This window comes from Paracoccus tibetensis, from assembly GCF_900102505.1.
GTDB classification, from domain to species: domain Bacteria; phylum Pseudomonadota; class Alphaproteobacteria; order Rhodobacterales; family Rhodobacteraceae; genus Paracoccus; species Paracoccus tibetensis.
Map to the genome: position 1 here is coordinate 107,405 of NZ_FMVT01000005.1, position 11,884 is coordinate 119,288.

At 70.4% G+C, this 11,884-nt stretch carries 13 protein-coding genes; 5 read left to right on the top strand and 8 right to left on the bottom strand.

Annotated features, from left to right (window positions below):
- Positions 1 to 68: 68 nt before the first annotated feature.
- On the top strand, positions 69 to 1,379 hold the full coding sequence (locus tag BLP73_RS08385) for a short-chain fatty acid transporter (protein WP_090742475.1): 1,311 nt from the start codon (positions 69 to 71) through the stop codon (positions 1,377 to 1,379).
- 111 nt (positions 1,380 to 1,490) lie between these two features.
- Here BLP73_RS08385 and rnr read toward each other — a convergent pair whose 3' ends face one another.
- From rnr to BLP73_RS08405, 4 genes are read right to left on the bottom strand one after another with little or no spacing between them, the layout of a single operon-like run.
- Positions 1,491 to 3,737 (bottom strand): ribonuclease R, encoded by a 2,247-nt coding sequence (gene rnr / locus BLP73_RS08390; protein WP_090742478.1) that lies wholly within the window; start codon positions 3,735 to 3,737, stop codon positions 1,491 to 1,493.
- A gap of 24 nt (positions 3,738 to 3,761) precedes the next feature.
- Positions 3,762 to 4,184 (bottom strand): GNAT family N-acetyltransferase, encoded by a 423-nt coding sequence (locus tag BLP73_RS08395; protein ID WP_090742481.1) that lies wholly within the window; start codon positions 4,182 to 4,184, stop codon positions 3,762 to 3,764.
- On the bottom strand, positions 4,181 to 5,317 hold the full coding sequence (gene dapE / locus BLP73_RS08400; protein WP_090742484.1) for a succinyl-diaminopimelate desuccinylase: 1,137 nt from the start codon (positions 5,315 to 5,317) through the stop codon (positions 4,181 to 4,183). The genes BLP73_RS08395 and dapE overlap by 4 nt, the downstream gene beginning before the upstream one ends.
- Positions 5,314 to 6,084 carry a sulfite exporter TauE/SafE family protein gene (locus BLP73_RS08405; RefSeq protein ID WP_090742487.1) on the bottom strand — a complete coding sequence of 257 codons (771 nt, stop codon included), beginning with the start codon at positions 6,082 to 6,084 and terminating at the stop codon, positions 5,314 to 5,316. The genes dapE and BLP73_RS08405 overlap by 4 nt, the downstream gene beginning before the upstream one ends.
- Positions 6,085 to 6,433: 349 nt before the next feature.
- On the opposite strand from BLP73_RS08405, the gene BLP73_RS08410 reads away from it, so the two are divergent.
- Entirely contained in the window at positions 6,434 to 6,883 is a 450-nt protein-coding gene (locus BLP73_RS08410) for an META domain-containing protein (protein ID WP_175453283.1), read from the top strand.
- A gap of 51 nt (positions 6,884 to 6,934) precedes the next feature.
- Here the strand turns inward: BLP73_RS08410 and recO are convergent, their stop codons facing one another.
- The 3 genes from recO to BLP73_RS08425 are packed head-to-tail and all read right to left on the bottom strand — an operon-like array spanning position 6,935 to position 9,168.
- Positions 6,935 to 7,681: a DNA repair protein RecO gene (gene recO / locus BLP73_RS08415; protein ID WP_090742493.1), complete on the bottom strand. Its 747-nt coding sequence runs from the start codon at positions 7,679 to 7,681 to the stop codon at positions 6,935 to 6,937.
- A gap of 7 nt (positions 7,682 to 7,688) precedes the next feature.
- Positions 7,689 to 8,381 carry a CDP-alcohol phosphatidyltransferase family protein gene (locus tag BLP73_RS08420; RefSeq protein WP_090742495.1) on the bottom strand — a complete coding sequence of 231 codons (693 nt, stop codon included), beginning with the start codon at positions 8,379 to 8,381 and terminating at the stop codon, positions 7,689 to 7,691.
- Between the two features lie 58 nt (positions 8,382 to 8,439).
- The gene (locus tag BLP73_RS08425) at positions 8,440 to 9,168 is read right to left on the bottom strand and encodes an SseB family protein (protein WP_090742499.1); all 729 of its coding nucleotides are present in this window, start codon (positions 9,166 to 9,168) and stop codon (positions 8,440 to 8,442) included.
- Between the two features lie 108 nt (positions 9,169 to 9,276).
- Between BLP73_RS08425 and BLP73_RS08430 the strand changes: the two genes are divergently transcribed.
- On the top strand, positions 9,277 to 10,275 hold the full coding sequence (locus tag BLP73_RS08430) for a serine hydrolase domain-containing protein (RefSeq protein WP_090742502.1): 999 nt from the start codon (positions 9,277 to 9,279) through the stop codon (positions 10,273 to 10,275).
- Between the two features lie 25 nt (positions 10,276 to 10,300).
- Here BLP73_RS08430 and BLP73_RS08435 read toward each other — a convergent pair whose 3' ends face one another.
- Entirely contained in the window at positions 10,301 to 10,747 is a 447-nt protein-coding gene (locus BLP73_RS08435; protein ID WP_090742505.1) for an outer membrane protein assembly factor BamE, read from the bottom strand.
- Positions 10,748 to 10,895: 148 nt separating this feature from the next.
- Between BLP73_RS08435 and BLP73_RS08440 the strand changes: the two genes are divergently transcribed.
- Positions 10,896 to 11,447: a YceD family protein gene (locus BLP73_RS08440; RefSeq protein ID WP_090742508.1), complete on the top strand. Its 552-nt coding sequence runs from the start codon at positions 10,896 to 10,898 to the stop codon at positions 11,445 to 11,447.
- A gap of 220 nt (positions 11,448 to 11,667) precedes the next feature.
- The gene (gene rpmF / locus BLP73_RS08445; RefSeq protein WP_090742511.1) at positions 11,668 to 11,874 is read left to right on the top strand and encodes a 50S ribosomal protein L32; all 207 of its coding nucleotides are present in this window, start codon (positions 11,668 to 11,670) and stop codon (positions 11,872 to 11,874) included.
- The last annotated feature ends 10 nt before the right edge of the window (positions 11,875 to 11,884 follow it).

The window sequence follows — 11,884 nt, forward strand, 5'->3', positions numbered from 1 at the left end:
CGGCTCCCTCGCTTGAACTTGATCCCCGTCTGGACCACCCTTCCGGCATTCGCCGCAGGAGGAACCCGATGCTGAGACTGCTGTCCCGCCCCGCCACCCGCCTGATGGAGCGCTGGCTTCCCGACGCGTTCATCTTCGTCATCGTCCTGACGCTGATCGCCGCCCTCGCGGCCATCGTCACGCAGGGAACGGCGCCCGTAGACCTGATCCGGATGTGGGGCGACGGCTTCTGGGCGCTTCTGTCCTTCGCCATGCAGATGCTGCTGGTGCTGGTGACCGGCTTCATCCTCGCTTCTTCCCCGCCCGTGCGCCGCCTGCTGGGCCGCCTCGCGGGCCTCGCCCGCAGCCGCGGCGGCGCGATCGTCATGGTCAGCCTCGTCTCGCTGGCGGCCAGCTGGATCAACTGGGGCTTCGGCCTCGTCGTCGGCGCCATCTTCGCCAAGGAGCTCGCCCGCCAGGTCCGCGTCGACTACCGCCTGCTGGTCGCGGCCGCCTATTCCGGCTTCGTCATCTGGCATGGCGGCATTTCGGGCTCGATCCCGCTGACCGTCGCGACCCCGGCCCATTTCGCGGAGGACCAGATCGGCCTCATCCCGACCTCGGCCACGATCTTCTCCAGCTGGAACCTGATGATCACGCTGGCCGTCCTGATCGCGGTGCCGCTGGTGAACCGCGCCATGCTGCCCGACCCGCGCGAGGAGGTGCTGGTCGATCCCAGCCTCCTGCGCGAGCCCGAACCCGCCCCGCCCTCGGCCCGCCCCAGCCCCGCCCAATGGCTCGAGACGAGCCCCCTGCTGATGGTCCTGATCGGCGTTCCGGGCCTTGCCTGGCTCGCGCTGCACTTCGTCGGCGGCGGCGGGCTGAACCTCAACGTGGTGAACTTCCTCTTCCTCTTTCTCGGGGTCCTCCTCCACGGCACGCCCCGCAGCCTGCTCGCCAGCCTCGACGAGGCCGTGCGCGGCGGCGCCGGCATCGTGATCCAGTTCCCCTTCTATGCCGGCATCATGGCGATCATGACCGACAGCGGCCTCGCCGCCAGCCTCTCGGGCTGGTTCGTCTCGATCTCGACGGCCCAGACCCTGCCCTTCTGGTCCTTCATCAGCGCCGGCATCGTGAACCTCTTCGTGCCCTCGGGCGGCGGCCAATGGGCGGTGCAGGCCCCCGTAGTCCTTCCCGCGGCCGAGGCGCTCGGCGCCGATGTCGCCAAGGTGGTGATGGGCGTGGCCTGGGGCGATGCCTGGACGAACCTGCTGCAACCCTTCTGGGCGCTGCCGATGCTGGGCATCGCGGGCCTGAAGCCGCGCGACATCATGGGCTTCTGCGTCGTCCACCTGCTGATCATAGGCGTGATCGTCGGCGGCATCCTCTGGCTCATCTAGGCAAAGGCCGGCCTGCTTTGGTCCGGAAATATCCCGCAGGGGGACCGGGGGACGCGAAGTCCCCCGGCAGGGGCGGGACGCAAGCGACCACGGCGCCGAAAGCACCCAGCCTCAGTCCCGCTTGCGCCGCCGTTTCGCCCCGCGCTTGATCTCGGCCAGCCGCGCCTTCACCGTCATCCGCCCCTGCACCCGGCCTCGCTTGCCCTTCTGCGGCCCGCGCGGCAGGGCCCTGCCCTCCAGCTCCAGCAGTTCCAGCACCAGCCCGCCGGTCATCGGCATCGCCTCGGTCAGCCGCACCGTCACCCGTTGGCCGATCCCGATCTCCAGCCCCGTGTCGCTGCCGACCAGCATCTGCGCGCCCGGATCATAGTGGAAATACTCCTGCCCGATCGAGCGGATCGGCAGCAGCCCGTCCGCCCCGCTCTCGTCCAGCCGCACGAAGGCGCCGAACTTCTGCACCCCGTTGATGCGGCCGGTCATCTCGGTCCCGACCCGCTCTGACAGGTAGGCCGCCAGATAGCGGTCCGTCGTGTCCCGCTCGGCCGCCATGGACCGGCGCTCGGTCTCGCTGATATGGGTGCCGGTCTCGGCCAGCCGCTCGACCTGCGCCTCGTCCAGCCCGTCCTTGCCCCAGCCATGGGCGGTGATCAGCGCCCGGTGCACCACCAGATCCGCATAGCGGCGGATGGGCGAGGTGAAATGCGCGTAAGCCTTCAGCGCCAGCCCGAAATGGCCAAAATTCTCGGGGTGATAATAAGCCTGCGTCATCGAGCGCAGGGTCGAGATGTTGATCAGCTCGTCGAAATTGCTGCCCTCGGCCTGCTCCAGCAGCCGGTTCAGGTGGCTGGTCTGCAACACCTGCCCCTTGGCCAGCGTGAAGCCCGAGGCCTGCGCCACCTCGCGCAGCGCCTCCATCTTCTCGAGGCTCGGCTCCTCGTGGACGCGGAACAGCAGCGGACGGCCGCGGCGGTTCAGCTCCTCGGCCGCGGCGACGTTGGCCAGGACCATGAACTCCTCGATCAGCTTGTGCGCGTCGAAGCGGTCGCGGAAGCTCACCGACCTCACCCGCCCGTCCGGCGTCAGCTCGATCCGCCGCTCGGGCAGGTCCAGGTCCAGCGGCTGGCGCCGCGCCCGCGCCTCCTTCAGAAGGCCGTAGGCATGCCAGAGCGGCTTGATCACGCTGTCCATCAGCGGCTCGGTCGCCGCGTCCGGCGTCCCGTCCGCCGCCGCCTGCGCCTGCTCGTAGGCCAGCGAGGCGCGGCTCTTCATGATCCCGCGATAGAACTTGTGGCCGGTCTTGTTGCCCTGCGCGTCCAGCCGCATCCGCACCGCGATGACCGGCCGGTCCACATGCTCGTGCAGCGAACACAGGTCCGCCGACAGCGCCTCGGGCAGCATCGGCACCACGCGGTCGGGGAAATAGGTCGAGTTGCCCCGCTTCCACGCCTCGCGGTCCAGCGCGCTGCCGGGGCGGACGTAATGGGCGACATCGGCAATGGCGACCCAGATCGAGGCGCCGCCATCCTCCTCGATCTCGGCGGCCACCGCGTCGTCGTGATCGCGCGCGTCCGAGGGATCGATCGTCACCAGCGGCAGGTCACGCAGGTCCTCGCGCCCCTTCAACGGCGCGGGCGCGGCGGCCTCGGCCTCGCGCAGCACCGCCTCGGGGAACTCGTCGGGAATGCCGTGCTGGTGGATCGCGATCAGGCTGACCGCACGCGGCGCCGAGGGATCGCCGAGCCGCTCGATGATCCGCGCCTGCGGCAGGCCGAGCCGGGCGCGCGGCCCGGTCTGCTCGGCCTGCACCAGCTCGCCATTCTCGGCGCCGAGCGTGTCGCCCGCGCGCACCTTCCATTCCTTGTCCTGCCCCTTGTCGATGGGCAGGATGCGGCCCCCCTCGCTCTCCTTGCGGAAGATGCCGGTGATGCGGTTGGGGCTGGCGGTAATGCGGCGGATCAGCCGCGCCTCGTGGCTGTGATCCTCGGCATGCACCGCGATCAGCTTGCCGAGGAAGCGGTCGCCCCGCCCGAGCGCCGGGTCCGTCTGCCGCGGCAGGTAGAGGATGCGCGGCATCGCCCCCTCGCCCCGCCATTCCAGTGGCCGCGCGAACAGATCGCCCGAGCCGTCCGGCGGCAGCAGTTCCAGCACGGTAACCGGCGGCAGCGCCTCGGCGTCGAGGTAATGGCGCCGGCGCCGTTCCAGCGCACCCTCGGCCTCCATCTCCTTCAGAAGGCGCTTCAGCTCGATCCGGGCGGCGCCCTTGATCCCGAAGGCCTTGGCAATGTCGCGCTTGGAATTGGCCTCGGGGTTGTCCGCCACCCATTCGAGGATCTGCGCCTTGCTGGGGATCTGGTCCATCGTCTCCGCCTTCCGTTGCCGCGGTCAGAGCGCGCGGCGCATGTCACGATGAGGGATGCCCGCATCGTCGTATATCGGCCCTTCCGCAACGAAGCCGAGCTTCTCGTAGAACGCGATCGCGTGGACCTGCGATCCAAGCGTCGCATGGCTGATCCCGGGCCGCGCCCGCAGCGCGTCCAGCGCCGCGCGCATGAGCGCCGCCCCCAGCCCCGTCCCGCGCTGGTCCTTGAGCACGCAGACCCGCCCGATCTTGCCCGTCTCGCCCTTCAGGATCAGCCGCGCGCTGCCCACCGGCCGCCCGTCCAGCCGCGCCAGAAGGTGGATGGCGCCGCCGTCCTGATCGTCCAGCTCCTCGGCCTCGGGAACGCCCTGCTCCTCGATGAACACCGTGCGGCGCAGCGCGTGGCACGCCGCCAGGTCCTGCGTCTCCTCGATCACCAGGCTCATGCGAAAAATCTTTCCAGGACGCGCTGGTAGATGTCCTTGAGCTGGCGCACCTGCGCCGCCGGCACCCGCTCGTTCACCTGGTGCATGTGGTGCCCGACAAGGCCGAACTCCACCACCGGGCAGTGATCCTTGACGAAGCGCGCATCCGAGGTCCCGCCCGAGGTGGACAGCACCGGCACCCGGTTCGTCTCGCGGCTGACCACGTCGCGCACCATGTCCACGAACGGCCCCGGCGCTGTGAGGAAGGCCTCGCCCGAAATTTCGGCCGTCACCGTCAGCGCCACCCCTGTCTCGCCCGCAATCCGCGCCGCATGCGCCTCAAGCCGCTCGGTCAGCGAGGCCCCCGTATGCAGGTCGTTGAAGCGGATGTTGACCACCGCCGTCGCCGCCTCGGGGATCACGTTGGACGCGGGATTGCCGCAGTCGATGCTGGTGATCTGCAGCCCCGAGGGATCGAAATGCTCCGTCCCCTGATCCAGAGGCTCGGCCGTCAGCTCGGCCAGCATCCGCGTCAGCGCGTGCAGCGGGTTCTTCGCCCGATGCGGATAGGCCGCATGCCCCTGCACCCCCTTGGCCCGGATGCGGAAGGTGGCGGACCCGCGCCGCCCGATCTTCATCATCTCGCCCATCACGTCCGGGTTCGAGGGCTCGCCGACGATGCAGACCTCCATCCGCTCGCCGTTCCGCTCCATCCAGTCGAGGATCGCGGTGGTCCCGTCCTTCGACGGCCCCTCCTCATCCCCGGTGATGGTCAGGATCACCGCCCCGTCCGGCGGCGTCTCGGTCACGAAATCCACCGCCGCCGCGACGAAGGCGGCAACCCCGGATTTCATGTCCGTCGCCCCCCGGCCCCAGATCACCCCGTCCTCGACATGGCCCGAAAATGGCCCGTGGGTCCAAGAGGCCGGATCGCCCGGAGGCACCACATCCGTATGCCCGTTGAACCCGAACGCCCGCGCCCCCTTCGCCCCCCACCGCGCGAACAGGTTCGACGTCCCGTTCCGGTCCACCCGATGCACCTCGAACCCCGCGCCCTCCAGCAGCTCGGCCAGCAGCACCAAGGCTCCGCCCTCCTCGGGCGTGACCGAGGGGCAACGGATCAGGCGGGCGGTCAACTCGGCGGCATCGGTCATGCAAGGCTCCAGAGTTCAAGCGAGCGGCGCGCCAGGTTCAGCCCGGTCAGCACCAGAAGGATCAGCGTCCAGCGGCGGAACTGCTGCACGTCCAGCCGGTCCTGCAGCGCAAAGCCCAGCTTCATGCCCAGAACCGCCGGGATACAGAGCAGCGCCGAGAACGGCACCGTCTGCGCGTTCAGCACGCCCGAGGTCAGATGCGCCCCGGTCAGCACCACCGCGCCGATCAGGAAGACGACGCCCTGCACCCGCACCTGCTCGCGCTTGTCGGTGCCGATGGACAGCAGATAGACGATCAGCGGCGGTCCCCAGATCCCCGAGATGCCGCCGTAAAGCCCCCCGATCACGCCCGAGATTCCCTCGGCCCGCCTCCGGTGCCTGAGGTTCAGCGCCAGCGGCCGCCCCGACAGCTGCCACAGCGCGAAGAGCGTGATCGGCACGCCCAAGAGCCCGTACATCACCCATTGCGGGATCGCCTTGGCAAAGCCCGCCGAGACGCAGATGAAGATCACCACCATCGCGATATGCAGCCGGAACTTGCGGACCGAAGCCATCACCGGCCCCCGCCCCTCGCGCGCGGCCTGCTGCACGTTGCTCAGAAGCGTCGGCAGGATCATCGCGCCCAGCGCGACCGTGGCCGGCATGACCGAGCCGAAGGCCGACATCATGATCATCGGCATGGCAAAGCCCAGCGCGCCCTTCACGAAGCCCGCGAAGGCGGTCACGCCGAGGGCCGCAAGGATCTGCCAGGTTTCCAGACCGAACATGGCGCGGACGCTATCGTGCCGCGGCGGCAGAGAAAAGGGCGCTTCGATTCGCGCGCCGGATCACGAACCGCCTCGCGCGGCAATGCCGGAAAGATGATGCCGCAGCCGCGCGCCGCGACCGGATGCGTGGGAAAAACGTCACGCTCGGCCGGCATGTCCGCCACCATCCGCGGCGGGCGCGCCGCCCGGAAGGCCAGCATTTGCCGGTGCCGCCTCGCCTGCCGGGCGAGCCGCGCCTGCCACGCGAGCAAGCGGCCGAGGACGGCCGCGACGCCCGACCCGCTGGATCAGGCTGCGGAATATGGTTATCTGGGCCAATTTTCGCCCATCCTCCCGAAGGAGACGCCACATGCTGTCCCGCAACCTTGCCATCGCCAGCCTCGCCGCCCTGACCCTCGCCGCCTGCAACAACGAGCCGGCGGGCGATCCGATGGGCGGGCTTCCCGCGAATGACTACGTCCTCGTAGGCATCGGCAACGGCACCGTGCCGCTGAGGAACATCACCCTGACGCTCCGCGCCGAGGGCGTCTCGGGCCGCGGCCCCTGCAACGGCTATGCGCTTCGCAACACCGTGCCCCTGCCCGCCGTCGCCTTCGAGCCGATCCAGACCACCGGCATCACCGGCTGCAAGGACGAAGCGGTCGAGCAGCGCTTCTTCAACGCCCTGCAGCAGGCGAACGAGATGGAGTATTTCGGCGGCGTCCTCCGCATCAAGGGCCCGACCTGGCTGATCTTCGAAAGCGGCCGCCCGGCCGATCTTGCCACCGACGCCCTCTCGGCCGCCCGCGGCAACCAGTAAAGGGGCGATCGGGTCCTGCTTTGGTCCTGAAATATCCCGGGGGGAGTCCCGTCAGGGACGGGGGGCAGCGCCCCCCTGCCCCGCCGCGGAAAGACGCCGCACCAGCCGCTCCCGCGCCGCGGGCAGCGGCTTGCCCACCAGCTCGGCCGCAAGGCGCTCGCGCAGGAAATGGCCGGTGATCGTCAGCCCTTCGGCAAGCCCGCGCCCGCGGTTGTCCCCCGCCCCGCCCATCAGCGCCGGCAACGGCAGCAGCCGCTCCGCCCACTCCCCCGCGCCCTCGCGACTGACCGCCCGGCCCGAGCGGGGACTGACATACGCCAGCCCCTCCCGCGCCCCGGTCACCGCGCAGGAGGTGAGGTCCAGCCCGAAGCCCATCTCGTCCAGCAGCCGCATCTCCCAGTCCAGGTAGTCGGCGCCCCAGTCCCCGCCCCGCTCCATCAGGTCCAGCAGCGCCTCGGTGGCAAAGGACAGCGCGGGGTGCGGATCGCGCTCGGGCAGGGCGAAGACCAGAAGCGCGCAGACCGCGTTCAGCCCCGCCAGCGCCAGGCTGTCCGCCATCAGCCCCGCGCGCAGCCGCACCGGCTCGGCCGTGAAGCTGCCCAGCTGCCCCTCCTGCCGCGCGCGCCAGCGTAGCGACAGAAGCGCCCCCGGCTGCAGCATCGCCGCCCGTTTCTGCGAGGCGCCGCCCGGCACCAGCCCCAGGTGACGCCCCTGAAGCGGCGTCAGCACCTCGATGATGACGGCGGTCTCGCCATGGGGGCGGCGGGCGATGACGGTGCCTTCCCCCTGCCACTCCACGCCCGCGCTACCGCCGCGCGGGGATCAGCTGCTGCGCCGCGCCGGCGAGCAGAAGCCAGACCGAGGTGAGGATCAGCCCCCAGTTCACCAGCTCGGGCGCCTCGAAGTCGAGCCAGGCGGCCCAGCCCGCGAAGACCACCCAGGCCGCCGCGATGGGCAGCGACAGGGCGCGCCAGCGCTCGGTCCGGACCGGGTGGATGAACTTGATGTTGAGGAACATGGCGATGGTCAGCACAGTCACGATGGCCAGGATCACCTCCCAGACCGGCTGCACGGCGAAGAGGACCAGGATCACCATGTTCCAGCAGCCGGGAAAGCCCGCGAAGCTGTTGTCCTTGGTTTTCATCCGGTTGTCGGCGAAATAGACGACGCTGCCGAAGACGATCACGATGATCGCAAACCAGCCCGTCCAGCCCGCCAGCAGCCCCGACTTGAACAGCGCGAAGGCCGGGATGAACACATAGGTCAGGTAGTCGATGATCAGGTCCATCAGCACGCCGTCATAGGCGGGCCAGTTCTTCTTGACTTCGTAGCGCCGCGCGAGCGGGCCGTCGATGCCGTCCACCACGAAGGCGACGACCAGCCAGACGAACATGATCGCCCACTCGGCCTCGACCGCGGCCAGCATCGCCAGCATCGCCAGAACGGCGCCCGAGGCGGTCAGAAGATGGACGGACAGGGCTTTGTGACGGATCTGCATCGGCACCTTGTCGCAGCTTCGTGATGACCGCGCAACCGCAGCCCCGCTTGGACCTGCGTCAGCGCAGGATCGGCGGCCCCTTCGGCTTTGGGGCCGGCGACGGAGGCGCGGGCAGGCTCATGTCGAAGCGCAGCGCCCCGGCCGGCGGCGGCGTGTCGGCGAAGCTGACATCGACGCCGCCCGGCTGCGGCGGCAGAAAGGCCAGCGCCTCGGCCAGCGCCTTGGCGATGGCGGGCTGGCGCGCCGGGTCGGTGCCCGCCAGCATCACCAGATGACCGCCGCCCGCCACGCCCACCAGCGCCGCGCCGGAAGCCAGCCCGCGCATGTCCGCCAGCCGCGCGGCCAAGGGCTCGGCCAGCGCCTCCAGCACCTCGGGCGCGGGGGCCACCAGGCGCAGCCGCGCCTCGGCCTCTTCCGGCGTGCCCGCCAGCGCGCCGGTCAGCCAGTCCAGCATCCCCGCATCCAGCAGCATCTCCGAGGGCGCGCCGGGATTGACCAGCAGCCCCGCCCCGGCCGCCTTCAGAAGCCCCGCCAGCACCCGGCCCGGCATCGCCGCATAGGGCGTCGGTGCGCCGAAGAAATCCGCCAGCCGGTCCTCGCTGTCGCAGGCCAGCGCCACCTCGCCGCCTTCCAGCGGGAACATCCGCAGCGCCACCTCGTCGCCTGCCGGCTCGCGCAGCAGCGCCACGGCCAGCTCGGTATCGGCCAGCCGCGACAGCATTCGCGCGCGCGAGGGCGCGTCCGCGTCATGGAACGGAGTGACTGCCAGATCGTCGAGCGCGCTCATGCCTGCCTCATGCAAATCTCCGCCCTCCCTACGGTCCGGAACCCGCCCAAACAAGCACCCACGCAAGCGTGATTCCGCCTATCCGGCCCCAGAGGCCATACAGGCGCCATGAACAGACGCCACATCCTGCTGACCGCCAGCCTCGCCCCGCTTCTGGCCGCCCCGCATCTTGCCCGCGCCAGTGTCTCGCCCCTTCTCGATCAGGCCCGCGGCCTCGATCCCCTGCGCGCCGTCGCCGTCTGGCAGAACGGGCAGGAGATCGCCGCCCGCGGCTATGGCCGTTTCAGCCCCGACAGCCCGACGAACATCAAGTCGGCCTCCAAGTCCGTGGTCTCGGCGCTGGCCGGCATCGCCATCGGCCGCGGCCTCCTGGAGGGGCCGAACCAGCCCATCGCGCCGATCCTGCGCAGCGACCTGCCGCAGAACCCGGACCCGCGCATCCACCGCATCACGCTTGGGAACCTCCTGTCCATGCAGGCAGGGCTCGAGCGGCAGTCGGGCGGGAATTACGGCCGGTGGGTCAGCACGCGCAACTGGGTCCGCTCGGCGCTGGCCGCGCCCTTCACGCAGGACCCCGGCACGCGGATGCAGTATTCCACCGCCTCGACCCACCTGGTCGCCGCCGTGCTGACCCGCGTCACCGGCCGGCCGCTTCTGGACGTGGCGCGGGACTGGCTGGGGCCCATCCCCGGCTTCCGCATCACCGGGTGGGACCGCGACCCGCAGGGCATCTATCTGGGCGGCAACCAGATGGCGATGAGCACCCGCTCGCTTCTGGCCTTCGGCGCGACCTACGCGAATGGCGGCCGCGCCGGCGGCCGGCAGGTAGTGCCCGAGGCCTGGGTGCAGCAGAGCTGGCAGCCGCGCACCTCGTCGATCTTCAGCGGCCAGGGCTACGGCTATGGCTGGTTCATCGGCCGGATTGGAGGGCGCGACGTGCGCTTCGGATGGGGCTATGGCGGGCAGATGATCTATGTCTTCCCCGAGGCGCGGCGCGCGCCCGCGACGGTCATCGCCATGACCTCGGACCCCGACCAGCCCTCGGCCCGCACCGGCTACCGGGCCGATCTGCACCGGCTCGCCGGGGCGCTGGTGCAGGCCGCGTAAGGACGGCCGGCGCCCCCCGGCGCCGTCAGTCGATGAAGTCGCCCGCCTGGAAGTTGCCGACGTTGCGCAGCAGCTGGCCGATGAACGAGATCTCGGTCACGCTGCCTTCCGTCACGCGGCGCGAGAGGGTGACGACGCGGCCCCGCTCCAGCCCGAAACGCTCGACATTGCTGACCGTGCCGTTCGGGGCGAAGGAGATGGCGACGACCTGGCGGTCCACCTCGCGCGGCGGGGCGGCGCCGAAGTCGCGCCAGCGCGAGCCGACATAGTACCAGCCCGATCCCGTCAGCAGCCCTTGCGCCGAAGGACGCCCGATCAGCCCCGGCAGGTCGTCGACCGTGGTTTGCCCGACCTGCACCTGCGTCAGCTCGAACTCGGGCGGCACGTAGCCGTGGTTGCGGTAGACGGGTGCGCAGGCGGCCACTCCCGCGGCAAGGATTGCGATTGTCAGCAGGCGCTTGATGGCCGACATTGATGCAGGCTCCTTACCTATGGGGCGCCCTCTTGCGGGGGCGGTTGACGCGGCTCGCCCTGCCTAGCAAACTCGGTCCCCGCGCTCAAGAATGACAAATCGCGGCGCGTCCCGCCCCGCGAATCGCATCCGAAGGATCAAGGCCGCCATGCCAGACACCCGCGCCCCGGACCCAGAGGCCCATCCGCAGCGCCTGCGCGTCGCTCATCTCAGCGCCCGCCAGCCGACCCCGTTCCACCTGCGCCCCTCGGCCGAGGTCCGCGCCGCGCTGGCCGAGGAGCTGGGCATCGAGGGCCTGCCGAAGCTGGACTTCACCGGCGAGGTCCGCGCCGACCGGGGCGAGGGCTGGCGGCTGGACGGGCGGCTGACCGCGCGGGTGACGCAGGCCTGCGTGGTGACGCTGAAGCCCGTCCGTACCGATCTGTCCGAGGAGGTGACGCTGCGCTTCTCGCCCCATGCCAGCGCGCCGGAGGGCGACGAGGTCGAGATGCCCGACGAGACGCTCGAGCCGCTCGGCACCTTCATCGACCTGACCGCCGCCATGGTCGAGGCGCTGGCTTTGGCCCTGCCGCCCTATCCGCGCGCCGAAGGGGCCGAACTGGCCCCCGCCACTGACGCGGCCGAGGCGGATCAGGACGACCGCAGGCGCCCCTTCGCCGATCTCGACAAGCTGCTGCGCGGGGGCGGCACGCCCGACTGACGCCGCCGGCTCGCCGTCCCTCGCGCCGAATCGCTTGCGCGGCGGCGCCGGGTCCCCTATCCCGCCCCTCGCGCGAACCTGACCCAAGAAAACCTGCGGCCCTCCGCTGCGAGGGCTTGCGGGCAGGACGCTCATCGCGTATCTGCGCGGTTCATTTACGAATTCCAATCCAGCGGTGACGGCGCGCGGCGCCCCACCCGAGAACAACCGAGGTGGTGACATGGCTGTCCCTCAGAATCGCGTAACCCGCTCGAAGCGCAACATGCGTCGCGCGCATGATGCGCTGGTCGCGGGCAACCCGAACGAATGCTCGAACTGCGGCGAACTGAAGCGTCCGCATCACGTGTGCCCGTCCTGCGGCCACTATGCCGACCGCGAAGTGATCGCGCAGGCCAACGAGATCGACCTGGACGACGACGCGGCCTGACCGGGTCCGG

Excerpts from the sequence above, each read along its gene's own strand:
- BLP73_RS08385 (WP_090742475.1), top strand. The coding sequence starts at position 69 with ATGCTGAGACTGCTGTCCCGCCCCGCCACCCGCCTGATGGAGCGCTGG.
- rnr (WP_090742478.1), bottom strand. The coding sequence starts at position 3,737 with ATGGACCAGATCCCCAGCAAGGCGCAGATCCTCGAATGGGTGGCGGAC.
- BLP73_RS08395 (WP_090742481.1), bottom strand. The coding sequence starts at position 4,184 with ATGAGCCTGGTGATCGAGGAGACGCAGGACCTGGCGGCGTGCCACGCG.
- dapE (WP_090742484.1), bottom strand. The coding sequence starts at position 5,317 with ATGACCGATGCCGCCGAGTTGACCGCCCGCCTGATCCGTTGCCCCTCG.
- BLP73_RS08405 (WP_090742487.1), bottom strand. The coding sequence starts at position 6,084 with ATGTTCGGTCTGGAAACCTGGCAGATCCTTGCGGCCCTCGGCGTGACC.
- BLP73_RS08410 (WP_175453283.1), top strand. The coding sequence starts at position 6,434 with ATGCTGTCCCGCAACCTTGCCATCGCCAGCCTCGCCGCCCTGACCCTC.
- BLP73_RS08420 (WP_090742495.1), bottom strand. The coding sequence starts at position 8,381 with ATGCAGATCCGTCACAAAGCCCTGTCCGTCCATCTTCTGACCGCCTCG.
- BLP73_RS08425 (WP_090742499.1), bottom strand. The coding sequence starts at position 9,168 with ATGAGCGCGCTCGACGATCTGGCAGTCACTCCGTTCCATGACGCGGAC.
- BLP73_RS08430 (WP_090742502.1), top strand. The coding sequence starts at position 9,277 with ATGAACAGACGCCACATCCTGCTGACCGCCAGCCTCGCCCCGCTTCTG.
- BLP73_RS08435 (WP_090742505.1), bottom strand. The coding sequence starts at position 10,747 with ATGTCGGCCATCAAGCGCCTGCTGACAATCGCAATCCTTGCCGCGGGA.
- BLP73_RS08440 (WP_090742508.1), top strand. The coding sequence starts at position 10,896 with ATGCCAGACACCCGCGCCCCGGACCCAGAGGCCCATCCGCAGCGCCTG.
- rpmF (WP_090742511.1), top strand. The coding sequence starts at position 11,668 with ATGGCTGTCCCTCAGAATCGCGTAACCCGCTCGAAGCGCAACATGCGT.